Source organism: Pseudomonas sp. UTLPPB19802 (assembly GCF_059730225.1).
This window is the reverse complement of record NZ_AP048545.1, coordinates 774333-800568: the sequence shown is the minus strand read 5'-3', so window position 1 is coordinate 800568 and position 26236 is coordinate 774333. Positions and strand designations below refer to the sequence as shown.

Genomic DNA, 26236 nt, shown 5'->3' with positions numbered 1-26236 from the left:
AGGTTAGCAAGCGGGAGCCTTGCGGCTCCCGCTGCGGCTTACCAGGTTTGGGTGGCCTTGAACTTCTCGATACCGGCCTTCAGGCCAGCGTCGATTTCGTCATTGAAGTCACCCTTCACGTTGATCTTGGCCATCAAATCGGCGTGATCGCGGTTGAAGTAAGCAATCAGCGCTTGCTCGAAGCTGCCGATCTTGGCGATTTCAACGTCGGTCAGGAACCCACGCTCAGCGGCATACAGCGACAGCGACATGTCGGCGATCGACATTGGCGCGTATTGCTTCTGCTTCATCAGCTCGGTAACGCGCTGACCATGCTCAAGTTGCTTGCGGGTCGCTTCGTCCAGGTCAGAAGCGAACTGGGCGAATGCCGCCAGTTCACGGTACTGGGCCAGGGCGGTACGGATACCACCGGACAGCTTCTTGATGATCTTGGTCTGAGCGGCACCACCTACACGGGATACCGAAACACCGGCGTTCACTGCAGGGCGGATGCCCGAGTTGAACATGGCCGATTCCAGGAAGATCTGACCGTCGGTGATGGAAATCACGTTGGTCGGAACGAACGCGGAAACGTCGCCAGCCTGGGTTTCGATGATCGGCAGAGCGGTCAGGGAACCGGTTTTGCCGGTCACTGCGCCGTTGGTGAACTTCTCTACGTACTCTTCCGAAACGCGGGATGCGCGCTCCAGCAGACGGGAGTGGAGATAGAACACGTCACCTGGGTAAGCTTCACGTCCTGGTGGACGACGCAGCAGCAGGGAGATCTGGCGGTAAGCCACAGCCTGCTTGGACAGATCGTCATAAACGATCAGCGCGTCTTCACCGCGGTCGCGGAAGTATTCGCCCATGGTGCAACCGGAGTACGGAGCCAGGAACTGCAGGGCAGCCGATTCGGAAGCGCTGGCGGCAACGATGATGGTGTTGGCCAGTGCGCCGTTTTCTTCCAGCTTGCGAACCACGTTGGCGATGGTCGATTGCTTCTGACCAACGGCGACGTATACGCAGAAAATGCCGCTGTCTTTCTGGTTGATGATCGCGTCGATCGCCAGGGCGGTCTTGCCGATCTGACGGTCACCGATGATCAGCTCACGCTGGCCACGGCCGACCGGGATCATGGCATCGACAGCCTTGTAGCCAGTCTGTACAGGCTGGTCTACCGACTTACGCCAGATCACGCCAGGAGCAACTTTCTCGACCGCGTCGGTCTCGGTGTTGTTCAGCGGACCTTTGCCGTCGACAGGGTTGCCCAGTGCGTCGACTACGCGACCCAGCAGTTCCTTACCAACCGGAACTTCCAGGATGCGACCGGTGCACTTGGCGCTCATGCCTTCAGCCAGAGTCGTGTACGCGCCCAGTACCACGGCACCTACGGAGTCTTGCTCCAGGTTGAGTGCCATGCCGTAGACGCCGCCCGGGAACTCGATCATTTCGCCGTACATAGCGTCGGCCAGACCGTGAATCCGCACGATACCGTCAGACACGCTGACGACAGTGCCTTCGTTGCGGGCTTGGGAGGTCACATCGAGTTTCTCGATGCGGCCCTTGATAATTTCACTTATTTCGGAAGGATTGAGTTGCTGCATTGCTCTGCTGCCCCTTCAAACTCAAGATTTCAATGCTTCGGCCAGTTTCGCGAGTTTGCCGCGAACTGAGCCATCGATAACCAGGTCGCCGGCGCGAATGACAACACCCCCGATGAGGGATGCATCTTCCGCAACTTGCAGGCGCACTTCCCGGTCGAGTCGTGCACTGAGAACCTTGGCGAGTTTGTCTTGCTGTTCTTGGTTCAATGCAAAAGCACTGGTGACTTCCACGTCTACCGACTTCTCCCGCTCGGCCTTGTACAGGTCGAACAGCGACGAAATCTCCGGCAAAAGCTGGAGACGGTCGTTTTCGGCAACGACGTGGATGAAATTCTGTGCCTTGGCATCGAACTTGTCGCCGCACACGTCAATAAACGCGGCGGCCTTGTCTGCGCTCGTCAGTCGCGGGGCCTTGAGCACACGCTGCATGGTGTCGTCTTGCGACACCGCTGCTGCCAGGCCGAGCATGGCTGACCAATTGGCCAGTTGCTGGTGGGCCTGAGCGTGCTCGAAGGCCGCCTTAGCGTAAGGTCGGGCCAACGTGGTCAGTTCTGCCATGATCGCCCTCGCTTAGATTTCAGCAGCCAGTTTGTTAACCAGCTCCGCGTGCGCGTTTTGATCGATTGTGGCACCCAGGATCTTCTCGGCACCACCGACGGCCAGGCTACCCAGTTGGGCGCGCAGCGCGTCTTTGACGCTGTTCAGTTCCTGCTCGATCTCGGCCTGAGCCGAAGCCTTCACGCGTTCAGCTTCGACGCGGGCTTTATCAACAGCCTCTTCGACGATCTGGTTACCGCGTTTCTTGGCTTGCTCAATGATTTCGGCTGCCTGTGCTTTCGCTTCGCGCAGTTGGTTGCCCGCTTTCTCTTGGGCCAACTCCAGGTCGCGAGCTGCACGGGTGGCAGCGTCCAATCCATCCGCGATCTTCTTCTGACGTTCGTGCAGCGCCGTGATGACCGGAGGCCACACGAACTTCATGCAAAACAGTACAAAAATGAAGAACGCAACGGACTGGCCAATCAGGGTTGCATTAATGTTCACGCCAACACCTCGCTCGTTCGTTGTCCATCAATCAACTCGAAAATTCGAGTGATTAGCCAGCGAGTTGACCAACGAAGGGGTTCGCGAAGGTGAAGAACAGAGCGATACCAACGCCGATCATGGTAACGGCGTCGAGCAGACCGGCCACGATGAACATTTTAACTTGCAGCATTGGAACCATTTCTGGCTGGCGAGCAGCGCCTTCCAGGAACTTGCCGCCCAGCAGGCCGAAACCAATTGCGGTACCCAGTGCGCCCAGGCCGATCAACAGTGCAACAGCGATAGCGGTTAGACCAACTACAGTTTCCATCTTTCCTCCCGACTTTTACGTCGTATGGTTTAGGTTTTTTTAATTTAAAGCGGTAAAACAAATCGTTTCAGCGGGCCCTGCCGCGGTTTCCCGCTTGGAGCCCTCTCCCGTTTGACCGGGAGAGACATCAGACTGGCCGAAACCGGTCTTAATGGTTTTCTTCGTGCGCCATCGACAGGTAGACGATGGTCAGCATCATGAAGATGAACGCCTGCAGGGTGATGATCAGGATGTGGAACACTGCCCACGCCCACTGCAGGACCACGCCCAGGCCGCTCAGCCAGAGCAGGCCGCTGCCGAACATCACGGCGATCAGGATGAATACCAGCTCACCAGCGTACATGTTGCCGAACAGACGCAGTGCCAGGGAAATCGGCTTGGCGATCAGGGTCACGAATTCCAGCAGGAAGTTGACCGGAATCAGCAGCGCCTGGACCAGGACGTTCTTGCTACCGAACGGGTGCAGGGTCAGTTCGCCGATGAAACCGCCGATACCCTTGACCTTGATGCTGTAGAAAATGATCAGCGCGAACACCGAGAAAGCCATGGCCAGCGTGGCGTTCGGGTCGGTGGTCGATACGGCGCGGAACGGAATCTCGTGGTTGCCGGAGATCGCTGCCGCCAGTTGCGGGATCCAGTCGACAGGCACCAGGTCGATGGCGTTCATCAGGAACACCCAGACGAAAATGGTCAGGGCCAGCGGTGCGATGACCGGGCTACGACCGTGGAAGCTGTCCTTGACGCTACCGTCGACGAATTCGACCAGCACTTCAACGAAGTTCTGCAGGGCGCCAGGCTGACCGGAGGTCGCCTTTTTCGCCGCCATGCGGAACAGCAGGATGAAGATCAGGCCCAGGGCCACGGACCAGCCCAGGGTATCCACGTGGAATGCCCAGAAGCCCATGGCCTTGGCTTCTGCTGCGGAATGGGCAAAGCCCCAACCGCCGCCGTTAGGTAGCTGACCGAAGGTCAGGTTCTGCAAGTGGTGCTGGATATAGCCCGAAGCGGATTCTGCTGACATGTTTGCCTCAAACGCCCTAAGGTCTCAAAAGTCTTGTTTTCATTAGCAGGGGTGCGAACCAGCTGACCGATTGGGTCAGCACGAAGACACCGAATACCGCTATCGGTGCCAATGGCTTCACACCTGCAAACGTCAGTGCAAACAGCACTGCCGTCAAAATCAACTTGCCCGCCTCGCCGGCATAAAAAGACCGGACGATGGACTGGGCTGCTCGGGCGCCGGAAAACCGAAAGGCCCTGTGAGCAAAATATGCATTGGGGAGCAATGCTATCAGGCCTCCGCAGAGTCCCGAGTATCCGGCAACGACACCTCGCCATTGCCAAAGCGCCAGCGCGGCCACCAATAATACGACCAATTGAGCCAATAAAACCGGAAATACCGCCAAGCGATGGAACGGCAACCTGTTTGGCCTGCGGTTTTCCATCACTTGCGCTCCTCACGGGTCGGCCGCCGTAAATCAATAACTTGGCATAAATTGTGCCGACAAAATGCGCGCAGAGTATAGGGGCGGTTCAGCCCCTATTCAACTGCCGGGTAGTCTTTTCCGACTGCGCGCTACATGAGGAAATGTTTCAGCGAATATGCGCGAGGACACCTTGCAACTCGTCGAGCGAGTTGTAGCGGATCACCAACTGACCCTTTCCCTTCTGTCCGTGACGGATCTGCACCGCAGAGCCTAGACGCTCGGCCAGCCGCTGTTCGAGGCGGCTGATATCCGGGTCGGCCTTTGGCGGTTCGACCGGCGCCGGTTTGCCACTGAGCCACTGGCGAACCAGGGCCTCGGTCTGACGTACGGTGAGGCCTCGTGCGACAACGTGTCGCGCCCCTTCGACCTGCTGCTCATCCGGCAATCCGAGCAGGGCACGTGCGTGACCCATTTCCAGGTCACCGTGGGACAGCATGGTCTTGATCACTTCCGGCAGCGCGATCAGGCGCAGCAGGTTGGCCACCGTCACGCGGGACTTACCCACAGCCTCGGCGACCTGCTGCTGGGTCAGCTGGAATTCCTGCTGCAGGCGTTGCAGGGCCAGGGCTTCCTCGATCGGGTTGAGGTCTTCGCGCTGGATGTTCTCGATCAGGGCCATGGCAATGGCGGTTTCATCCGGCACATCGCGGACCATCGCCGGAATGGTTTCCTGACCGGCCTGCTGGCTGGCACGCCAGCGGCGTTCACCGGCGATGATTTCATAGCGCCCGCTGCCGATCGGACGAACCACAATCGGCTGCATGACGCCCTGGGCCTTGATCGAATTCGCCAGTTCTTCCAGCGCCTGGGGGTCCATGTCGCGGCGCGGCTGGTATTTGCCGCGCTGGATCAAGTCCAGCGGCAGGTTCTGCAATTCGCGCTGGTCGGCCAGCACGGCCTGTTCTTCCAGTGCACTGACGGTCGGACCACTCAACAGAGCGTCCAGTCCGCGCCCGAGTCCTCGTTTCTTGACGGCCATGGGGACTCCTTAGGTTGCCGGGGCGGCGACGCGTGAATTTTTGCGTTGCCGACGAACCATCTCGCCCGCCAGGGCCAGATAGGCCACCGCGCCGCGCGATTGTTTGTCGTACGCCAGGGCCGGCATGCCGTAGCTCGGGGCTTCGGCGAGGCGGACGTTGCGTGGAATCACGGTGTCGTACAGCTGGTCACCGAAATGTTCCTTGAGCTGTGCGGAAACGTCGTTCATCAAACTCAGACGTGGGTCGTACATGGTCCGCAGCAGGCCCTCGATTTTCAATTCGGGGTTGAGCAGCTCGCCAATACGCTTGATGTTATCCACAAGGTCGCTCAAGCCTTCGAGGGCGTAGTACTCGCACTGCATGGGGATAACTACCCCATCGGCGGCAACCAGGGCATTGAGGGTCAGCATCGACAGCGACGGCGGGCAGTCGATCAGGATGAAGTCGTAGTTCTCGCGGATCGGTGCCAGGGCGCTACGCAGACGGCTTTCCTTCATCTGCATTTCCAGCAGCACCACTTCGGCTGCCGTCAGGTCGCGGTTGGCCGGCAGCAGTTGATAACCGCCGTGCTCGGAGAAGTGCATGGCCTGCGCCAGATCGCATTCGCCGATCAGCACATCGTAGATGGAGTTTTCCAGGCCGTGTTTATCCACACCGCTACCCATGGTGGCGTTGCCCTGTGGATCGAGATCGATCAACAGCACCCGGCGCTTGGTCGCGACCAGGGATGCTGCGAGGTTGATGCAGGTGGTGGTCTTGCCCACGCCACCCTTTTGGTTCGCTATCGCGAATACCTTAGCCATTCTTGCTTGTGTTCCCAATCATGCCGTGCGGCGCAGTATCAGCAGATGGCGTTGGCCTTGGCAACCCGGTACGGCCAAGGCGTGTTCGCTATCGAGGTGGAAGTCTGCCGGCAATGCTACCAGCTCATCCGTTGGATGGACGCCCTTCATTGCCAGCCAACGTGTGTCGCGGTCACCGAGGTGACGGGTCCAGTTGGTGAAGTTTTCCATGCTGCTGAACGCCCGGGAAATGATGCCGTTGAAGGGCTGTTCAGGCTGGAAGGCTTCGACGCGACTGTGGATAACTTGCAGGTTATCCAGTTTGAGTTCGAGCTTGACCTGGGTCAGGAAGCGGGTCTTCTTGCCGTTACTGTCCAGGCAGGTTACCTGCGAGCCGGGAAACAGGATCGCCAGGGGAATCCCCGGCATGCCGCCGCCGCTGCCGACATCGAGCCAGCGGCCATCCTCGATGAAGGACATCACACTCAGGCTGTCGAGCAGGTGCCGCGAAACCATTTCGTCCGGATCACGCACCGCGGTCAGGTTGTAGGCCTTGTTCCACTTGATCAACAGGGACAGGTAACCCAGCAACTGTTCGTGCTGGGTTGCAGTCAGGTTCACACCGAGCTGGCGAGCACCTGTGGATAACTCTTCGGCGTGTTGCGTGGTGACCAACGAACTCAAGCGGTTTGCTCCAACTGACGGCCGGCGCCGCGTTTTTTCAAATGAATCATCAACAGGGAAATCGCCGCCGGCGTGACGCCGGGAATGCGCGAAGCCTGGCCCAGGGTCTCGGGGCGGGTGGCGCCGAGCTTGCTCTGGATTTCCTTCGACAGGCCGGAAATGGTCGAGTAGTCGATATCCACAGGCAGGCGGGTATCTTCACTGGCGCGCAGGCGAGCGATCTCGTCCTGCTGGCGGTCGATGTAGCCGGCGTACTTGGTCTTGATCTCGACCTGTTCGGCAACCTGTGGATCTTCAGCGCCCTGCCCGGTCACTTCGACCAGACCAGAGTAGTCGATTTCCGGACGACTCAGCAGGTTCAGCAGGTTGTATTCATGGGTCAGCGGCGTGCCGAATTTTTCGGCAATGGCGTCGCCCTGCTCGGTGCCCGGACGAACCCAGGTACTTTTCAGCCGTTGTTCTTCCTGCTCGATGCCTTCGCGCTTCTTGCAGAACGCCGCCCAGCGCGCGTCGTCGACCAGTCCGAGCTCGCGACCTTTCTCGGTCAGGCGCAGGTCGGCGTTGTCTTCGCGCAGGATCAGGCGGTACTCGGCACGGGAAGTGAACATCCGGTACGGCTCCTGGGTGCCGAGGGTGATCAGGTCGTCGACCAGTACGCCGATGTACGCTTCGTCGCGACGTGGGCACCAGCTGTCCTTGCCCTGTGCGCGCAGTGCGGCGTTGGCACCAGCCAACAGCCCCTGGGCGCCGGCTTCCTCGTAACCGGTGGTGCCGTTGATCTGCCCCGCGAAGAACAGGCCACCGATCACCTTGGTTTCCAGGCTGTACTTCAGGTCGCGCGGATCGAAGTAATCGTATTCGATCGCATAGCCCGGCCGCACGATATGGGCATTTTCCATGCCGCGGATCGACTGGACGATCTGCAGTTGCACGTCAAACGGCAAGGATGTGGATATCCCATTCGGATACAGCTCATTGGTGGTCAGGCCTTCGGGCTCGATGAACACCTGATGACTCGCCTTGTCGGCGAAACGATGGATCTTATCCTCGATCGACGGGCAGTAGCGCGGGCCGATGCCCTCGATTTCTCCGGCAGCGGAATACATCGGCGAACGGTCGAGGTTCGCCGCGATGATTTCGTGGGTACGGGCATTGGTATGGGTAATCCAGCAACTGACTTGCTGTGGATGCTGTTCCTTGTTGCCCATGAACGACATGACCGGGATCGGCGTATCGCCCGGTTGTTCAGTCATTACCGAGAAATCCACAGACCGCGCGTCGATGCGTGGCGGCGTACCGGTTTTCAGCCGGCCGACACGCAGCGGCAGTTCACGCAGGCGCTGAGCCAGGGCAATCGACGGTGGATCGCCAGCGCGACCGCCGGAAAAGTTCTGCAGACCGATGTGGATAAGTCCGCCGAGGAACGTGCCGGTGGTCAATACCACGGAGTCAGCGAAGAAACGCAGGCCCATCTGGGTCACGACACCACGAACCTGGTCCTGTTCGACGATAAGGTCATCGGCAGCCTGCTGAAATATCCACAGGTTCGGTTGGTTCTCCAGGATTTCACGGACAGCGGCCTTGTACAGCACACGATCGGCCTGTGCACGAGTAGCACGTACAGCAGGGCCTTTACGGCTGTTGAGAACCCGGAACTGGATGCCGCCTTTGTCGGTGGCGATCGCCATCGCACCACCAAGGGCATCGATTTCCTTGACCAGGTGGCTTTTACCAATGCCGCCGATCGCCGGATTGCAGCTCATGGCACCGAGGGTTTCCACGTTATGCGTCAGCAACAGGGTTTTTGCCCCCATGCGTGCTGATGCTAGTGCTGCCTCGGTACCGGCATGACCGCCGCCGATGACGATCACTTCAAAACGGGAAGGGAAATCCACCACGCACCTCGTGCCTGCTTCCAGGTAGGTAAATAAGAGAAATTTGGACTGAATGACCAAGTATAGGGAATTCGCCCTTCCTAAAGAACCCTTTGCACAAAATTTAACCAGCTGTGGATAATCCCGGGTAATAGAAATCAAAAAGAAAGAAATGTATTAAAACCTTGTTTTTATGTTTATTCTTAGGGCACCACCTATCTGTGGATAAATCTATACAGGCCTTGTTTCTCATGATGTACAGAGATTCATAACTCTGTGGTCATGTGGCCAGGAGGCTTTGGGATAACCGGCTTAAGCCTGTGGATTAATGTGATATTTATCCACAGACGGGTTCATACCCAGTTTTCAAGCCTTGTTATCAACTGGGCTGAGGGGAGGTTATTCACAGGGCTTAATCCACAGAAATGGGTCCACCAGGCGACCGGCGGGCACGAAAATGCCTCTCCTGTGGGAGATTTTTCGAGTCTGGGAACGTTGTCAGCGCAAGTAGCTGCAGGACTTGGGTTCAGGCCCAATGAAAAGTGATGGCGAGGACCGCCATCACCTGGAGCAGAAAGGAGATCGGAGCCGGGTCAGATTATCGGTTCCCGGCTTGCCTTGAGGTGGCAATGCACCAGCAATTGTGGATAACCACACCGCTGGCTGCTGTCATTTCCCGATACAAAAACTCGAGAAGATCCTTCCGAGCAGGTCATCGGAGCTGAATGCCCCGGTGATTTCACCGAGGAATTGCTGGGCCTGACGCAAATCTTCCGCCAATAGCTCTCCTGCCCCGGCAAGAGTCAGCTGCGCATGGCCATGCTCCAGGGCGGAACTGGCGAAGCGCAGTGCTTCCAGATGCCGGCGACGGGCGCTGAAGCTGCTCTCGGAGGTCTGTTCATAACCCATGCAGGCCTTGAGATGGTCACGCAGCAGCTCCAGGCCTTCGCCTGCGGACTTGGCGCTCAGGCTAATAGTGACATGGCCGTCCTCACTGACTTCCAGGGCGATGTTCTCGCCAGTGAGATCAGCCTTGTTGCGGATCAGCGTCACCTTGGCCGGGTCCGGACGTTGTTCAAGGAACTCCGGCCACAGGGCAAAAGGATCCACAGCTTCGGGCGCCGTCGCATCCACTACCAGCAGTACCCGATCGGCTTCGCCAATGGCCTTGAGCGCTCTCTGCACCCCGATCTTTTCCACATGGTCGTCAGTGTCGCGCAAGCCGGCGGTATCGACGACGTGCAGTGGCATGCCATCAATGTGGATATGTTCACGCAGGATATCCCGAGTGGTGCCGGCGATCTCGGTAACGATCGCCGCTTCACGCCCTGCGAGGGCATTGAGCAGGCTCGACTTGCCGGCGTTCGGCCGACCGGCGATCACTACAGTCATGCCGTCACGCAACAATGCACCTTGGCCAGCTTCGCGGATCACTGTGGACAACTCGTCACGGACTGCATCGAGCATCGCCAGCACATGGCCATCGGCGAGGAAGTCGATTTCTTCCTCGGGAAAGTCGATGGCGGCCTCGACGTAGATACGCAGGCTGATCAGTTGTTCGGTGAGGTGATGCACACGCTGGGAGAAAGCGCCCTGCAGGGAACGCAAGGCGTTGCGCGCGGCTTGCGCCGAACTGGCTTCGATCAGGTCGGCGATGGCCTCTGCCTGGGCCAGGTCGAGCTTATCGTTGAGAAATGCGCGCTCGCTGAATTCGCCGGGACGCGCCAGTCGGCAACCCAATTGCAGGCAACGCTGCAGGAGCATGTCGAGGACGATCGGACCGCCATGGCCCTGCAGTTCCAGGACATCTTCGCCGGTGAACGAATTCGGCCCGGGGAAGTACAGCGCCAGGCCTTCGTCGAGCACTTCGCCGGTTTCACCCAGGAACGGGCCATAGTGGGCAAAACGCGGTTTCAGCTCTCGGCCACTGATGGCCAGAGCTGCCGCGTGCGCCAGAGGCCCGGAAATACGGACGATACCGACACCGCCACGACCCTGGGCAGTGGCGACGGCGGCGATGGTTTCCCGAGGGACGTTCATGGAGCGGGCCTCAAAAATGAAAGTGACAGATAGCAAAACGCCCCACTAGGGGGCGTCTTGAGTGTTTATCCACAGCGTAGGTCAGGCAGCGGCTTTCTTGCTGGCTGCTTCGATACGGCTGGTGATGTACCACTGCTGGGCGATCGACAGGCAGTTGTTCACAACCCAGTACAGTACCAGACCGGCAGGGAACCACAGGAAGAAGAAGGTGAAGATGATCGGCATCAGCTTCATCACCTTGGCTTGCATCGGATCCGGCGGAGTCGGGTTCAGGCGCTGCTGGATGAACATGGTGGCGCCCATGATGATCGGCAGGATGAAGAACGGATCCTTGATCGACAGGTCGGTAATCCACAGGATGAACGGTGCCTGGCGCATTTCCACGCTTTCCAGCAACACCCAGTACAGCGACAGGAAAACCGGCATCTGCACCAGGATCGGCAGGCAGCCGCCCAGTGGATTGATTTTCTCTTTCTTGTACAGCTCCATCATGGCCTGCGACATTTTCTGCCGGTCGTCGCCATGTTGTTCTTTCAGTTGAGCCAGTTTCGGCGCCACTGCACGCATGCGGGCCATCGACTTGTAGCTGGCGGCCGACAGCGGGAAGAACAGGCCCTTGATCAGCATCGTCAGGACGATGATCGAGAAGCCCCAGTTACCCAGCAGGCTGTGGATATGTTGCAGCAGCCAGAAGATCGGCTGGGCGATGAACCACAGGATGCCGTAGTCGACGGTCAGTTCCAGGCCTGGGGACAACTGCTTGAGTACCGCCTGGCTCTTCGGACCGGCATACAGGATCGCGCTGGTTTCGGCTTTCTGGCCTGGCGCAACGGTCAGCGAAGGACCGGTGTAGCCAATGATGTAGTTGCCTTGGCTGTCCTTGCGGGTGGTCACGACATTGCTGTCGCCCTTGGCAGGGACCCATGCGGTCACGAAGTAGTGTTGCAACCAGGCAACCCAACCGCCCTGCACGGTTTCTTTCAGCGAACCCTTGTCGATATCTTTCATCGACACTTTCTTGTACGGCTCGGAACTTGTCCACAGGGCAGCGCCCAGGTAGGTCGCGGTGCCGGTGGCAGTACTGGAAGAAGGATCGGCGCTGGCGTCACGTTTCAGCTGGGCGAACATGGCACCCGACCATGGCTGGGCGCTTTCGTTGTCGATCAGGTAGGAAACGGTAACGTCATACAGGCCACGCTTCAGGGTGAAACGCTTGATGTAGTTGACACCGTTGGCACTGAACTTCAGGTCGACGACCAGTTGATCCTGGCCATCGGCCAGTTGATAACTTTTCTTCTCGGAAGCGTACAACGGACGGCCAGCAGCGTTGGAGTCCGGACCGTTGGTGCCGATCAGGCCGCTTTGTGCCAGGTAGACACGCTCGCCGCCATTATCGAACAGCTGGAATGGAACGTCTGGATGATCCTGGCGACGTGGGTACAGTGGCAACTTCAGTTGCGCGACATCCCCACCTTTCGGATCGATGGCAAGTTCCAGCACATCCGTCTTGATCTGGATGAGGTCCTTGCTGACAGCCAGCGGCGCTTCGGCGGGAGCGCTGGTGTCATTGGCAGCTCGTGGAATGTCATCGTTGGCAGCGGCATTGCTGCTGGTTGCGGTATCCGGCAAGCCAGAAACGGTGGTGCTGGCAACATTCTGAGTCGGCAGGGCAGCTTGACCGTAGTCCTGGTTCCATTTCAGAACCATAACGTAGGACACGATTGCCAGGGCGACGATCAGGATCGTGCGTTTGATATCCATGATTACTCGGCCATCGAAGAAGAACGGGAGGTAGGAATAGGTGGAACCGGGTCATAACCACCGGCATTCCACGGATGACAGCGACCTAGACGACGAAAGGTCAGCCAGCCACCGCGCAGGAGTCCATGATTTTCGATGGCTTCGTACGCGTAGCAGGAACAACTGGGGTAGAAACGACAGTGACTGGCCATCAGGGGACTAATGGCATAGCGGTAAAACTGGATCGGAACGAGTGCCAGTTTACGCATCAGGACTGTCTACCCCTGCAGGTTCGGTTTTGACTGCGGCCGCAGGCGCGTTACGGGCCAGGCGTTTCCACAGCTTGCCGAAATGCTGAATCAGTTCGGGACTTTCTATGTCCCCCAAACCTTTGCGCGCGACGATAACGATGTCCCAGCCCACCAGTGAATCCTGGTGCAGACGGAACGATTCGCGCATCAGACGTTTGAGGCGATTGCGCTCAACGGAGAGCTTGACGCTCTTTTTACCGATAACCAGCCCCAGGCGGGGATGATCGAGGTCGTTGCTGCGCGCAAGGAGCAGGAGATTCTTCCCCGGAACCTTGCCGGTTGGGGAGTCAAAGACTGCCTTGAAATGTCGTGGAGTAAGCAGACGCTTTTCCCGACTGAAGTCCTGACTCACCACCAGTGCCGGAGTATCAAACTGCCAGACGGGCACGACCTTTGGCGCGGCGACGCGACAGGACGGCACGACCGTTTTTGGTTGCCATGCGAGCACGGAAACCGTGGGTGCGGGCGCGTTTGATAGTGCTGGGTTGGAAAGTACGTTTCATGGCGTTGCTACCTGGTTCGTCACAACGGGCCGGAATGGCCCCCGTTTTAAGAGACCGGCGATTCTAGAGAAAGCAAGCCCGCAGGTCAATTTCCAACCAGCTTTTCCTTCCTATAGGTATTCCTCCCCCGAGCTTGATCCGCTTGGCCTCCAGATATAGAAATAAAGAAGCGAAGTATTTAAAGCTTTTCTGTAAAGCTTATAGAAGCTTAGCTCGCCGTTATCTGTGGATAAGTGTTCAGAGGCCAGAAAATACCTACTGTACAGAGAATGACAACACGGTGGGAAAACGGTGCCTTGCCTGTGCTGCGCCCGCAAATAACATGTGCATGGAAAGCTGTGTTATCCACAGCCAGGTTACCCACAGACTTTCGATCCTACTTGTGCAACGACCTCAGGGGCGGTTATCCACAGAGCTTATTCACATACCATTGGTCGCCTTGTTCACAACCGGGATGCCTATTGGCTAGTGTCTGGCCGTCATCGACATGTGGATAAGTGGCCAGCCTGCCGGTACAATGGCCGCTTGTTTTTGCCTCACCGGCTTTCAACTTAGGGGATATCCGTGTCAGTGGAACTTTGGCAGCAGTGCGTGGAGCTTCTGCGTGATGAGCTGCCTGCCCAGCAATTCAACACCTGGATCCGTCCACTACAGGTCGAAGCCGAAGGCGACGAGTTGCGTGTCTATGCACCGAACCGTTTTGTGCTCGACTGGGTGAATGAAAAGTACCTGGGACGTTTGCTCGAACTGTTGAACGAGCATGGCAATGGCCAGGCGCCTGCCCTTTCCTTATTAATAGGCAGCAAACGCAGCTCTGCCCCACGTGCCGCACCGAATGCGCCGTTGGCCGCCGCTGCCTCCCAGGCCTTGGCGGCCAGCGCGGCGGCTGCCGCTCCTGCTGCGCCAGTGGTCACTTCCGCTCCGCAAGCTGCGGCGCCGAAGGAAGTGGCAGCAGTCAGTGAAGAGCCCTCCCGCGACAGCTTCGACCCGATGGCCGGCGCCGGCTCGCAACAGGCTCCTGTTCGCGCGGAACAGCGCACTGTCCAGGTCGAAGGTGCTCTCAAGCACACCAGCTACCTGAACCGTACCTTCACCTTCGAGAACTTCGTCGAAGGCAAGTCCAACCAGCTGGCTCGCGCTGCAGCCTGGCAGGTGGCGGACAACCCCAAGCATGGTTACAACCCGCTGTTCCTGTATGGCGGCGTCGGTTTGGGTAAGACCCACTTGATGCACGCTGTGGGTAACCATCTATTAAAGAAGAACCCGAACGCCAAGGTGGTCTACCTGCATTCGGAGCGTTTCGTTGCCGACATGGTCAAGGCGCTGCAACTGAACGCCATCAACGAGTTCAAGCGCTTCTACCGTTCGGTAGACGCCCTGCTGATCGACGATATTCAGTTCTTCGCCCGCAAGGAGCGTTCCCAGGAAGAGTTTTTCCATACCTTCAACGCCCTGCTTGAGGGCGGCCAGCAGGTGATTCTCACCAGCGACCGCTATCCCAAGGAGATCGAAGGCCTGGAAGAGCGCCTGAAGTCGCGTTTCGGCTGGGGCCTGACCGTTGCGGTCGAACCGCCCGAGCTGGAAACCCGCGTGGCGATCCTGATGAAGAAGGCCGACCAGGCCAAGGTCGAGCTGCCGCACGACGCCGCATTCTTCATCGCCCAGCGTATTCGCTCCAACGTTCGGGAACTGGAGGGTGCGCTGAAACGGGTGATCGCGCACTCGCACTTCATGGGGCGCGAGATCACCATCGAGCTGATCCGCGAATCGCTGAAAGACCTGCTGGCCCTGCAAGACAAGCTGGTGTCTGTGGATAACATCCAGCGGACCGTGGCCGAGTACTACAAGATCAAGATCTCCGATCTGTTGTCCAAGCGCCGTTCGCGCTCGGTAGCCCGCCCGCGCCAGGTTGCAATGGCGCTGTCCAAGGAGCTGACCAACCACAGCCTGCCGGAAATCGGCGATGTTTTTGGTGGACGTGACCACACCACAGTCTTGCATGCATGCCGCAAGATCAACGAACTAAAGGAATCCGACGCGGACATCCGCGAGGACTACAAGAACCTGCTGCGTACACTGACCACGTGAGAATTGCAGCGCAGCTTATTAAGGCAAGGGACTAGACCATGCATTTCACCATTCAACGCGAAGCCCTGTTGAAACCCCTGCAACTGGTCGCAGGCGTCGTCGAGCGCCGCCAGACCTTGCCGGTACTTTCCAATGTGCTGCTGGTCGTCGAAGGCCAGCAACTGTCGCTGACCGGTACCGACCTTGAAGTCGAACTGGTCGGTCGCGTCCAGCTCGAAGAGCCGGCCGAACCCGGTGAGATCACCGTGCCGGCGCGCAAGCTGATGGACATTTGCAAGAGCCTGCCGAACGACGCCCTGATCGACATCAAGGTCGATGAGCAGAAACTGGTGGTCAAGGCTGGCCGTAGCCGCTTTACCCTGTCGACCCTGCCGGCCAATGACTTCCCAACGGTGGAAGAAGGCCCGGGCTCGCTGACCTGCAGCCTGGAGCAAAGCAAGCTGCGCCGACTGATCGAGCGCACCAGCTTCGCCATGGCCCAGCAGGACGTTCGCTACTACCTCAACGGCATGTTGCTGGAAGTGTCTGCTGGCGTTATTCGCGCGGTGGCTACCGACGGTCATCGCTTGGCGATGTGTTCCATGCAGGCCGACATCGGCCAGCCGGATCGTCACCAGGTAATCGTGCCACGCAAAGGCATCCTGGAACTGGCGCGCCTGCTGACCGAGCCGGAAGGCAATGTCAGCATCGTATTGGGCCAGCATCATATTCGGGCCACCACCGGTGAGTTCACCTTCACCTCCAAGCTGGTCGACGGCAAGTTCCCAGACTACGAGCGCGTGCTGCCAAAAGGTGGTGACAAGCTGGTACTGGGCGATCGCCAGGCCCTGCGCGAAGCTTTCAGCCGGACCGCGATCCTGTCCAACGAGAAGTACCGCGGTATTCGTTTGCAACTGGCCAGCGGCCAATTGAAGATCCAGGCCAACAACCCGGAGCAGGAAGAAGCGGAAGAAGAAGTGGGCGTCGACTACAACGGCGGCTCCCTGGAGATCGGCTTCAACGTCAGCTACTTGCTGGACGTGCTGGGCGTGATGACCACCGAACAGGTTCGCCTGATCCTGTCCGACTCCAACAGCAGTGCCCTGCTGCAGGAATCGGACAACGATGACTCGGCCTACGTCGTCATGCCGATGCGCCTGTAACCGTGCCTCGCCTCTTTATGTTCAGCACACGCTAGATGTCTCTCAGCCGTGTTTCGGTCACCGCGGTGCGCAATCTGCACCCGGTGACCTTCTCCCCCTCCCCGCGTATCAATATCCTCTACGGCGCCAATGGCAGTGGCAAAACCAGCGTGCTGGAAGCTATCCACTTGCTGGGGTTGGCTCGTTCATTCCGCAGCACTCGACTGTTGCCGGTGATCCAGTACGAGCAACTGGCTTGTACGGTTTTTGGCCAGGTTGAGTTGGCGGAAGGTGGGCATAGCGCCTTGGGGATTTCCCGGGATCGCCAGGGTGAATTCCAGATTCGCATCGACGGACAGAACGCCAGGAGCGCCGCGCAACTGGCGGAGATCCTGCCGCTGCAACTGATCAACCCCGACAGTTTCCGCCTGCTGGAAGGCGCGCCGAAGATTCGCCGACAGTTCCTCGACTGGGGTGTGTTCCACGTGGAACCACGCTTCATGTCAACTTGGCAGCGCCTGCAGAAGGCCCTGCGGCAGCGGAACTCATGGCTGCGGCATGGTACACTTGATGCTGCTTCGCAAGCGGCCTGGGACCGGGAGCTGTGCCTGGCCAGCGCCGAAATCGATGAATACCGCCGCGCCTATATCAAAGCCCTGAAACCAGTCTTTGAGCAGACCTTGAGCGAACTAGTCGAACTCGAGGGGCTGACGCTGAGCTATTACCGTGGCTGGGACAAGGAAAAAGAGCTGAGCGCCGTGCTCGCCTCCTCCCTGCAACGGGACCAGCAAATGGGTCACACCCAGGCTGGACCACAGCGGGCGGATCTGCGCCTTCGATTGGGCGCGCACAATGCCGCAGACATCCTGTCGCGGGGCCAGCAGAAACTGGTGGTTTGTGCGCTGCGCATCGCCCAAGGGCATCTGGTCAGCCAGGCCCGCCGTGGACAATGTATTTATCTGGTGGATGACTTGCCGTCCGAATTGGACGACCAGCACCGCCGCGCACTATGTCGTTTGCTTGAAGAATTACGCTGCCAGGTATTCATCACCTGTGTAGACCACGAATTACTGAGGGAAGGCTGGCAGACGGAAACGCCAGTTGCCCTGTTCCACGTGGAACAGGGCTGTATCACCCAGACCCACGACCATCGGGAGTGAAGGCATGAGCGAAGAAAATACGTACGACTCGAACAGCATCAAGGTGCTGAAAGGTTTGGATGCCGTACGCAAACGTCCCGGTATGTACATTGGCGACACCGATGATGGTAGCGGTCTGCACCACATGGTGTTCGAGGTGCTCGACAACTCCATCGACGAAGCACTGGCTGGCTACTGCGACGACATCTGCGTGACCATCCACCCGGACGAGTCGATTTCCGTTCGCGACAACGGCCGCGGTATTCCGGTCGATGTGCACAAGGAAGAAGGCGTCTCCGCAGCCGAGGTCATCATGACCGTGCTGCACGCCGGCGGTAAGTTCGACGACAACTCCTACAAGGTATCCGGCGGCCTGCACGGTGTGGGTGTATCGGTCGTGAACGCCCTGTCTGAAGAGCTGGTACTGACCGTCCGCCGCAGCGGCAAGATCTGGGAACAGACCTATGTCCACGGCGTACCCCAGGCTCCGATGGCGATTGTTGGCGACAGCGAAACCACCGGTACCCAGATCCACTTCAAGGCTTCCGCCGAAACCTTCAAGAATATCCACTTCAGCTGGGACATCCTGGCCAAGCGGATTCGTGAACTGTCCTTCCTCAACTCCGGTGTCGGCATCCTGCTGCGTGACGAGCGCACCGGCAAGGAAGAGATGTTCAGGTACGAGGGGGGCTTGCGTGCCTTCGTTGAATACCTGAACACCAACAAGACCACGGTCAACCAGGTGTTCCACTTCAACGTCCAGCGTGAGGACGGCATCGGCGTGGAAATCGCCCTGCAGTGGAACGACAGCTTCAACGAGAACCTGCTGTGCTTCACCAACAACATTCCCCAGCGTGATGGCGGTACCCACCTGGTGGGTTTCCGTTCCGCGCTGACCCGTAACCTGAACAACTACATCGAGCAGGAAGGTCTGGCGAAGAAGCACAAGGTCGCCACCACCGGTGATGATGCCCGTGAAGGCCTGACTGCGATCATTTCGGTCAAGGTGCCGGATCCGAAGTTCAGTTCGCAGACCAAGGACAAACTGGTGTCGTCCGAGGTCAAGGGCGCGGTCGAACAGGAGATGGGCAAGTACTTCTCCGACTTCCTGCTGGAGAACCCCAACGAAGCCAAGCTGGTGGTCGGCAAGATGATCGACGCCGCCCGTGCCCGTGAAGCGGCGCGCAAGGCCCGTGAAATGACCCGCCGCAAAGGTGCGCTGGATATCGCCGGCCTGCCGGGCAAGCTGGCCGACTGCCAGGAAAAGGACCCTGCTCTTTCCGAACTGTACCTGGTGGAGGGTGACTCCGCAGGCGGTTCCGCCAAGCAGGGTCGTAACCGTCGTACCCAGGCGATCCTGCCGCTCAAGGGCAAGATCCTCAACGTCGAGAAGGCCCGTTTCGACAAGATGATCTCGTCCCAGGAAGTGGGCACGCTGATCACCGCGCTGGGCTGTGGCATCGGCCGCGAAGAGTACAACATCGAGAAGCTGCGTTATCACAACATCATCATCATGACCGATGCTGACGTCGACGGTTCGCACATCCGTACCCTGCTGCTGACCTTCTTCTTCCGTCAGTTGCCCGAGCTGATCGAGCGCGGCTACATCTACATTGCCCAGCCACCGCTGTACAAGGTGAAGAAAGGCAAGCAGGAGCAGTACATCAAGGACGACGACGCCATGGAAGAATACATGACGCAGTCGGCCCTCGAAGATGCCAGCCTGCACCTGGGGGAAGACGCACCGGGCGTTTCCGGCGAAGCGCTGGAGCGCCTGGTCAATGACTTCCGCATGGTGATGAAGACCCTCAAGCGCCTGTCGCGTATCTATCCACAGGAGCTGACCGAGCACTTCCTCTACCTGCCGGCGGTGAGCCTTGAGCAACTGGCTGACCACTCTGCCATGCAGGAGTGGCTGGCCAAGTACGATGCGCGCCTGCGCTCAAGCGAGAAATCCGGCCTGGTCTACAAGGCCAGCCTGCGGGAAGACCGTGAGCGTAATGTCTGGCTGCCGGAGGTCGAACTGATCTCCCACGGCCTGTCGAGCTACGTCACCTTCAACCGCGACTTCTTCGGCAGCAACGACTACAAGACTGTGGTCACCCTGGGCACGCAACTAGGCTCCCTGCTTGATGAAGGTGCCTACATCCAGCGTGGCGAACGCAAGAAAGCCGTGACCGAGTTCAAGGAGGCCCTGGACTGGCTGATGGCCGAAAGCACCAAGCGCCACACCATCCAGCGATACAAAGGGTTGGGTGAGATGAACCCGGACCAGCTGTGGGAAACCACCATGGACCCGACCGTTCGCCGGATGCTGAAAGTGACGATCGAAGACGCCATTGCTGCGGACCAGATCTTCAACACCTTGATGGGCGACGCGGTCGAACCGCGCCGCGACTTCATCGAAAGCAACGCCCTGGCAGTGGCCAACCTGGACTTCTGATTCCTGATGGTTCGCTGTTAAAAGAGAAGCCCGCGCAAGCGGGCTTTTTATTGGCTCAATCGGCCAGCAATATCTCTTGTTCCTTCGCGCACAGCTCCAGCAGAAAATCCCACACCACTCGCAACCTTACCGACTTGTGCAACTCCCGGCGGGTGCTCATCCAGTAACTGCGCTGGATCGTTTCCTGGGGCAGGACCCGCACCAGTTCCGGATCATCCTTGGCCATGTAGTTGGGCAGCACCGCGATTCCCAGCCCTGCCCTTGCGGCGATCTGCTGGGCGATCACGCTGGTGCTGCGGAAGGTCACATTAGGCGAACGGCAGAAATCATCGAGGAACAGCAGCTCCTGGCTGAACAGCAGGTCATCGACATAACCGATCCACTGGTGCTGTGCGAGGTCGTCGCGACTGGCCAGGCGCGGTGCCCGGGCCAGGTAGTCGGGGCTGGCATAGAGTGCCAGGCGGTAATCGGTGAGCTTGCGGGTGATCAGCATATCGGCGTGCGGCCGGTCGAGGTGGATGCTGATCTCCGCTTCACGGTTGAGGATGCTGACGAAGCGCGGTACCGCCACCTGCTCCACCTCCAGCCCAGGGTAGCGCTCGAACAAGGCACCGAGGCGCGAAGTGAGGAACATGATACCGATGCCTTCGGTCACGCCCAGGCGAATCTTTCCCAGCGGTGCGATGGCCTGGGTGATCTCCTCCTGGGCCAGCAGCGCGACATTTTCCATCGCCTCCGCATGCTTGAGCAGGGCATGGCCGGCGGGTGTCAGTTCGTAGCCTTGGGCGTGCTGGACGAACAAGGCCGTCCCGAGGCTTTGCTCGATCGTCTCGATATGCCGGGCGACGGTGCTATGGGTGGTATTGAGCCGCTTGGCCGCCGTCAGCAAGCGCCCGCTACGCTGTAGCTCGAGGAAAAACCGCAGATCGTTCCAGTCGAACATGGACCTTCCTTGTAGATCGAGGCGTTCACTTGCCCTGTTTGAAAACGCACAGCACTTGCGTAAAAACGAAGGTTTTCATCCCGAAACTAATCAATAACATGGGCTGATACAAGAACAATAAGGACGAGGTCTGCGATGGCATCAGCCCATTTGCCCCATGACTATGTGATCGTCGGCGCTGGACCTGCTGGCTGCGTGCTGGCCAATCGGCTGTCCGCCGACCCGAGCAACAACGTGCTGCTGCTTGAAGCCGGTGGCCGGGACAACTACCCGTGGATCCATATCCCGGTCGGCTACCTGTTCTGCATCGGCAACCCGCGCACCGACTGGTGCTTCAAGACCCAATCCCAACCCGGCCTGCAAGGCCGCAGCCTGAGTTATCCACGGGGCAAGGTGTTGGGCGGCTGTTCCTCCATCAACGGCATGATCTACATGCGTGGCCAGGCCGGTGACTATGACCGCTGGGCTGAACAGGGCAATCCGGGGTGGGCCTGGAACGACCTGCTGCCGTTGTTCAAACGCAGCGAGAACCACTTCGGCGGTACCGACGAATTCCACAATGGCTCGGGCGAGTGGCGGGTGGAGCAGCAGCGTTACTCCTGGCCGATCCTTGATGCGTTCCGTGAGGCGGCGGCGCAAAACGGCATTGCCGGCGTCAGTGATTTCAACACTGGGGATAACGAGGGGTGTGGATACTTCCAGGTCAACCAGCGCTCGGGGGTACGCTGGAACTCGGCCAAGGCATTCCTGCGGCCGGTGCTCAAACGACCCAACCTGACCGTTCTGACCGATGTGCAGGTCGACCGGGTCAACCTGGAAAATGGTCGGGCGACGGCGGTGCTGGCGCGTTGGCAAGGTGAAGAGCATCTGTTCCCGGCCCGTCGGGAAATCATCCTCTGCGCCGGTTCAGTCGGCTCGCCGGGGATTCTGCAGCGCTCCGGCATCGGTCCGCGCCCGTTGCTGGAAAGCTTGGGGATCGGTGTGCGCCACGAACTGCCAGGTGTGGGTGGCAACCTGCAAGACCATCTGCAACTGCGGCTGATCTACAAACTCAGTAATGCCCGCACCCTCAACCAGATGGCCAACAGCTTGTGGGGCAAGGCTGGCATGGGCCTGCGTTATCTCTATGACCGCAGCGGGCCGCTGGCAATGGCGCCGAGTCAGTTGGGCGCGTTCGTGAAGTCGAGCCCGGAGCAGGCTTCGGCGAACCTGCAGTATCACGTTCAGCCGCTGTCGCTGGAGCGTTTTGGCGAGCCCCTGCATCAGTTCCCGGCCTTCACCGCGTCGGTGTGCAACCTGCGCCCGCAAAGCCGCGGGCGAATCGATATCCGTTCGGCCGATCCCTCAGCGGCACCCTTGATCGATCCCAATTACCTCAGCGATCCCGAGGATCTGAAAGTCGCCGCCGACTCCATCCGCCTGACCCGGCGCATCGTTGCCTCCCCTGCCCTGCGTCCATTCTCGCCCGAGGAGTACCTCCCCGGTCCGGCGCTGCAAACCGAGGAACAATTGCACGAAGCGGCAGCGAAGATCGGCACCACCATCTTTCATCCCGTGGGCACCTGCCGCATGGGCAACGGCGTGCACGACGTGGTGGATGCCCGCTTGCGCGTGCATGGCGTACCGGGCTTGCGAGTGGCCGATGCCTCGATCATGCCGCAGATCACCTCGGGCAATACCTGTTCGCCGACGGTGATGATTGCCGAGAAGGCGGCACAGATGATCCTGGCGGATGTGCGCGCGGGCGCACAGGCGGTGATGGCATGACCACCGCCAGCCTGTAGGAGCAGGGCTTGCCCGCGAAGCTTCTAGCGATCGTGGAGGCCCATTCGCGAGCAAGCCCTGCTCCTACAGCAAAACCAATGGAGGCTTAAGGGAAAGCAGTAGCAGAGCAAGACACGGGTTCCGGTGGCGGTCAGCCGGAATCCACAGTGGAACAACAAGAATAATCACTGTGGCCCACGAGGCCGAGGACATCACTCATGTCGGACTACATCCAGCAACAGTCGGCGTCTGTCTCTACCAGCAGCGGCAAGGAAGAGCGCAAGATCATTTTCGCGTCATCCCTCGGGACGGTTTTCGAGTGGTATGACTTTTTTCTCTACGGCGCCCTGGCGGCCGTCATCAGCAAGCAATTCTTCGCCGGGGTCAACGACACCACCGCGTTCATCTTCGCCCTGATGGCCTTCGCCGCCGGCTTCCTGGTACGGCCGTTCGGCGCGTTGGTGTTCGGCCGGCTGGGCGACATGATCGGCCGCAAGTACACCTTCCTCATGACCATCATCCTGATGGGCCTGTCGACCTTCGCCGTCGGCCTGCTGCCGACCTACGCCAGTATCGGCATCGCCGCACCGATCATCCTGGTGCTGCTGCGCATGCTCCAGGGGCTGGCGCTGGGTGGCGAGTACGGTGGCGCCGCAACCTACGTGGCCGAGCATGCACCTGCTGGCAAGCGTGGTTTACACACCGGCTGGATCCAGTCTACCGCGACCCTCGGCCTGCTGCTGTCGTTGCTGGTGGTCCTGGCCAGCCGCTACATCAGTGGCGACCAGTTCGAAACCTGGGGCTGGCGTTTACCGTTCCTGCTGTCGATTGTCCTGCTGGGGATCTCCACCTGGATCCGCATGAGCATGCATGAGTCGCCAGCGTTCGTGAAGATGAAGGCCCAGGGCAAGGCCAGCCAGTCGCCGATCCGTGAATCGTTCGGTTCCTGGCAAAACCTCAAGATCGTGCTGACAGCCCTCTTCAGCATCAACGCCGGGCAGGCGGTGACGTTCTACACCGCGCAGTTCTACGTGCTGTTCTTCATGACCCAGATGCTCAAGATGGACCCAGCCCAGGCCAATACCCTGCTGATCATCAGCGTGGTGATCGGCGCTCCGTTCTTCGTCCTGTTCGGCTGGCTCTCGGACAAGATCGGCCGCAAGCCGATCCTGATGGTTGGCCTGTTGCTGGCGACGGTCTGCTACTTTCCGCTGTTCAAGGCGCTGAGCCATTACGCCAATCCACAGATCGATGCCGCCAGTCGCCAGGCACCGATCGTGGTGATGGCCGACCCGGCCGGCTGCACGTTCCAGTTCGATCCGGTGGGCAAGGCGCGCTTCGACAGCCCCTGCGACAAGGTCAAGACCTTCCTGGTCAAGCAGGGCCTGCCCTACAGCGCCCAATCCGCGGCGCCGGGCAGCGAGGTGACGGTTACCGTCGGTGAACAGAAGATCAGCGGCTTCGACGAGGCCGCGCTGCGTGCGTCGATCACCCAGGCCGGATATCCGTCCAAGGCCGAGGCCGGTTCTGTGAATGAACCAATGGTGGTGTTGCTGATCGTGTTGATGATTCTGATCGCCACCATGACCTACGGCCCGCTGGCGGCAGTGATGGTCGAACTGTTCCCGACCCGGATCCGCTACACCTCGATGTCCCTGCCCTACCACATCGGTAACGGCTGGTTCGGCGGCTTCCTGCCGACCGTGTCCTTTGCACTGGTGGTCTACACCGGGGATATCTTCTACGGCCTCTGGTACCCGGTGCTGATCACCGGTGTCAGCCTGGTAGTCGGGCTGTTCTGCCTGAAAGAAACCCGGGATGTGGATATCGACAAGGTCTGAGGAATTCGCAGGCATAAAAAAACCGGCATTAACGCCGGTTTTTTTATTGCCTGGAAAAACTTATGCACGATCTTCATTGGAAAGTCATACAAGGAAATAAGTATTTAAATCATCTACTTACGTGACTTTTTCGAGAAATATCAAAATCTTGTGCACAAGTTATCCACAGATCGGTCAGGCAGCGCTGGGCGCTTCTGCAGCCGCAGCCGGCGGCAGTGAGCCCATTTCTCGCTGGGTGTCCTCGTTCCAGGCCTGGGCCCGTTCGTTCAGGTCGGCAATGGCCCGTGGGCCGGTGCCTTCGGCGAACATCGGGGCGCCGATCACCACGGTGATGGTACCGGGTTTTTTCGCCCAGCCGGTTTTCGGCCAGTACTTGCCAGCGTTATGGGCGATCGGCAGTACCGGCAGCCCGGCGTTCACTGCCAGGGCGGTACCGCCGCGGGAAAACTTGCCGACGGTGCCATAGGGGACGCGGGTACCTTCCGGGAAGATCAGCACCCAAGTGTTGTCCTTGAGCAGCTCATCGCCCTTCTTCGCCACATGCTTGAGCGCTTCCTTCGGGTTATCGCGGTTAATGGCGATCGGTCGCAGCATGGCCATGGCCCAGCCGAAGAACGGCACATACAGCAGTTCACGCTTGAGCACCTGGCTCAGCGGCGAGAAATAGGCCGACAGGAAGAACGTTTCCCAGGTGCTCTGGTGGTTCGACAAAATCACGCAGGGCCGCTCGGGAACGTTTTCCGCGCCCTTCACCTCGACCCTGATATTCAGGAATACCTTGGCCAGCCACAGTGCGCAGCGGCACCAGTACACGTTGATGAAGCGATATCGCGCCTTGAACGGCAGGAAAGGCGCGATGAAAAAGCTTAGGGAGCACCACAGCAGCGAACTGGTGCCCAGCAGCAGGTAAAAGAAAAAGGTTCTGATGGCCTGCAGGATCGACATAGCGACATTTACCGTTGCGGGCATTGCCCGCCTGTTAATAAGTGAACCCCTGAACAATCCTTGGTCAGGAAGTCAGAAAGGCGCTAGTTGTGGATAAGTTCAGCGGCGACGGCAGCCAGATCGTCAAAGATCAGGGTGCCCGCTGGCAGGGTTTTCCCCAAGGTTCTCTCGCCCTTGCCGGTCTTTACCAGAACGGGTTGGCAATCGACGGCTGTGGCAGCTTCCAAGTCACCCAGGCTGTCGCCGACAAACCATAGTCGAGGTAGCTCGACACCGTAATGCGCAGCGATGGTCTTGAGCATGCCGGGCTTGGGTTTGCGGCAATCGCAGCCCTCGTCCGGCCCATGGGGGCAATACACCACCAGCCCGAGCTCGCCACCCTGTTGCGCCACCAGCGAGCGCAGGCGCTCGTGCATGGCATCCAGGGTCGCAAGATCGTAGTAGCCGCGGGCGATGCCGGACTGGTTGGTGGCCACGGCCACCGTCCAGCCCGCCCTGCTCAACTGCGCGATGGCCTCGATCGATCCGGGGATCGGAATCCATTCCTCCACCGACTTGATGTAGGCGTCGGAGTCCTGGTTGATCACACCGTCGCGATCGAGTATCAGCAGCTTCAA

24 protein-coding genes are annotated in these 26236 nt (G+C 59.2%); 6 read left to right on the top strand and 18 right to left on the bottom strand.

Annotation, left to right across the window (positions count from 1 at the left end; genetic code table 11):
• Nucleotides 1–38: 38 nt before the first annotated feature.
• The 15 genes from atpA to rpmH all read right to left on the bottom strand — a co-directional run bounded on the left by atpA (nt 39) and on the right by rpmH (nt 13335).
• On the bottom strand, nt 39–1583 hold the full coding sequence (gene atpA / locus AC6I6U_RS03575) for a F0F1 ATP synthase subunit alpha (RefSeq protein WP_497880687.1): 1545 nt from the start codon (nt 1581–1583) through the stop codon (nt 39–41).
• Nucleotides 1584–1604: 21 nt separating this feature from the next.
• Nucleotides 1605–2141, bottom strand: coding sequence for a F0F1 ATP synthase subunit delta (locus AC6I6U_RS03570; protein ID WP_497880686.1), 537 nt, complete (start codon nt 2139–2141; stop codon nt 1605–1607).
• Nucleotides 2142–2153: 12 nt separating this feature from the next.
• The gene (locus tag AC6I6U_RS03565) at nt 2154–2624 is read right to left on the bottom strand and encodes a F0F1 ATP synthase subunit B (RefSeq protein WP_497880685.1); all 471 of its coding nucleotides are present in this window, start codon (nt 2622–2624) and stop codon (nt 2154–2156) included.
• A gap of 52 nt (nt 2625–2676) precedes the next feature.
• Nucleotides 2677–2934, bottom strand: a complete 258-nt coding sequence (gene atpE / locus AC6I6U_RS03560) for a F0F1 ATP synthase subunit C (protein WP_002555987.1) — start codon at nt 2932–2934, stop codon at nt 2677–2679.
• Between the two features lie 148 nt (nt 2935–3082).
• Nucleotides 3083–3955 (bottom strand): F0F1 ATP synthase subunit A, encoded by an 873-nt coding sequence (gene atpB / locus AC6I6U_RS03555; RefSeq protein ID WP_497880684.1) that lies wholly within the window; start codon nt 3953–3955, stop codon nt 3083–3085.
• Nucleotides 3956–3971: 16 nt separating this feature from the next.
• Nucleotides 3972–4379: a F0F1 ATP synthase subunit I gene (locus AC6I6U_RS03550; RefSeq protein WP_497880683.1), complete on the bottom strand. Its 408-nt coding sequence runs from the start codon at nt 4377–4379 to the stop codon at nt 3972–3974.
• 148 nt (nt 4380–4527) lie between these two features.
• Entirely contained in the window at nt 4528–5400 is an 873-nt protein-coding gene (locus AC6I6U_RS03545; protein ID WP_497880682.1) for a ParB/RepB/Spo0J family partition protein, read from the bottom strand.
• Nucleotides 5401–5409: 9 nt separating this feature from the next.
• On the bottom strand, nt 5410–6204 hold the full coding sequence (locus tag AC6I6U_RS03540; protein WP_017902425.1) for a ParA family protein: 795 nt from the start codon (nt 6202–6204) through the stop codon (nt 5410–5412).
• A gap of 18 nt (nt 6205–6222) precedes the next feature.
• Nucleotides 6223–6867, bottom strand: coding sequence for a 16S rRNA (guanine(527)-N(7))-methyltransferase RsmG (rsmG, locus tag AC6I6U_RS03535; RefSeq protein ID WP_497880681.1), 645 nt, complete (start codon nt 6865–6867; stop codon nt 6223–6225).
• Nucleotides 6864–8762, bottom strand: coding sequence for a tRNA uridine-5-carboxymethylaminomethyl(34) synthesis enzyme MnmG (gene mnmG / locus AC6I6U_RS03530; protein WP_497880680.1), 1899 nt, complete (start codon nt 8760–8762; stop codon nt 6864–6866). The genes rsmG and mnmG overlap by 4 nt, the downstream gene beginning before the upstream one ends.
• A 648-nt stretch (nt 8763–9410) precedes the next feature.
• Nucleotides 9411–10781, bottom strand: a complete 1371-nt coding sequence (gene mnmE, locus AC6I6U_RS03525; protein ID WP_497880679.1) for a tRNA uridine-5-carboxymethylaminomethyl(34) synthesis GTPase MnmE — start codon at nt 10779–10781, stop codon at nt 9411–9413.
• An 81-nt stretch (nt 10782–10862) separates the two neighbouring features.
• A complete protein-coding gene (yidC, locus tag AC6I6U_RS03520; protein ID WP_497880678.1) occupies nt 10863–12542 on the bottom strand; it encodes a membrane protein insertase YidC in 1680 nt (559 codons plus the stop codon).
• Between the two features lie 2 nt (nt 12543–12544).
• Nucleotides 12545–12790 (bottom strand): membrane protein insertion efficiency factor YidD, encoded by a 246-nt coding sequence (gene yidD / locus AC6I6U_RS03515; RefSeq protein ID WP_497880677.1) that lies wholly within the window; start codon nt 12788–12790, stop codon nt 12545–12547.
• Nucleotides 12783–13184 carry a ribonuclease P protein component gene (gene rnpA, locus AC6I6U_RS03510; RefSeq protein ID WP_497882973.1) on the bottom strand — a complete coding sequence of 134 codons (402 nt, stop codon included), beginning with the start codon at nt 13182–13184 and terminating at the stop codon, nt 12783–12785. The genes yidD and rnpA overlap by 8 nt, the downstream gene beginning before the upstream one ends.
• 16 nt (nt 13185–13200) lie before the next feature.
• Nucleotides 13201–13335: a 50S ribosomal protein L34 gene (gene rpmH, locus AC6I6U_RS03505; RefSeq protein WP_003213577.1), complete on the bottom strand. Its 135-nt coding sequence runs from the start codon at nt 13333–13335 to the stop codon at nt 13201–13203.
• A 564-nt stretch (nt 13336–13899) separates the two neighbouring features.
• On the opposite strand from rpmH, the gene dnaA reads away from it, so the two are divergent.
• From dnaA to gyrB, 4 genes are read left to right on the top strand one after another with little or no spacing between them, the layout of a single operon-like run.
• Nucleotides 13900–15423 carry a chromosomal replication initiator protein DnaA gene (gene dnaA, locus AC6I6U_RS03500; RefSeq protein WP_497880676.1) on the top strand — a complete coding sequence of 508 codons (1524 nt, stop codon included), beginning with the start codon at nt 13900–13902 and terminating at the stop codon, nt 15421–15423.
• A gap of 38 nt (nt 15424–15461) precedes the next feature.
• Nucleotides 15462–16565 (top strand): DNA polymerase III subunit beta, encoded by a 1104-nt coding sequence (gene dnaN, locus AC6I6U_RS03495; protein ID WP_010447564.1) that lies wholly within the window; start codon nt 15462–15464, stop codon nt 16563–16565.
• Between the two features lie 35 nt (nt 16566–16600).
• Entirely contained in the window at nt 16601–17704 is a 1104-nt protein-coding gene (gene recF / locus AC6I6U_RS03490) for a DNA replication/repair protein RecF (RefSeq protein WP_497880675.1), read from the top strand.
• Between the two features lie 4 nt (nt 17705–17708).
• A complete protein-coding gene (gene gyrB, locus AC6I6U_RS03485; RefSeq protein ID WP_497880674.1) occupies nt 17709–20126 on the top strand; it encodes a DNA topoisomerase (ATP-hydrolyzing) subunit B in 2418 nt (805 codons plus the stop codon).
• Between the two features lie 55 nt (nt 20127–20181).
• Here gyrB and AC6I6U_RS03480 read toward each other — a convergent pair whose 3' ends face one another.
• Nucleotides 20182–21069, bottom strand: a complete 888-nt coding sequence (locus AC6I6U_RS03480; RefSeq protein ID WP_497880673.1) for a LysR family transcriptional regulator — start codon at nt 21067–21069, stop codon at nt 20182–20184.
• A 135-nt stretch (nt 21070–21204) separates the two neighbouring features.
• Between AC6I6U_RS03480 and AC6I6U_RS03475 the strand changes: the two genes are divergently transcribed.
• Entirely contained in the window at nt 21205–22836 is a 1632-nt protein-coding gene (locus AC6I6U_RS03475) for a GMC family oxidoreductase (protein ID WP_497880672.1), read from the top strand.
• Nucleotides 22837–23051: 215 nt separating this feature from the next.
• A complete protein-coding gene (locus tag AC6I6U_RS03470; RefSeq protein WP_497880671.1) occupies nt 23052–24674 on the top strand; it encodes an MFS transporter in 1623 nt (540 codons plus the stop codon).
• Nucleotides 24675–24848: 174 nt separating this feature from the next.
• Here the strand turns inward: AC6I6U_RS03470 and AC6I6U_RS03465 are convergent, their stop codons facing one another.
• Nucleotides 24849–25619, bottom strand: coding sequence for a lysophospholipid acyltransferase family protein (locus AC6I6U_RS03465; RefSeq protein ID WP_497880670.1), 771 nt, complete (start codon nt 25617–25619; stop codon nt 24849–24851).
• Nucleotides 25620–25702: 83 nt separating this feature from the next.
• Nucleotides 25703–26236 carry a D-glycero-beta-D-manno-heptose 1,7-bisphosphate 7-phosphatase gene (gmhB, locus tag AC6I6U_RS03460; RefSeq protein ID WP_497880669.1) on the bottom strand — a complete coding sequence of 178 codons (534 nt, stop codon included), beginning with the start codon at nt 26234–26236 and terminating at the stop codon, nt 25703–25705.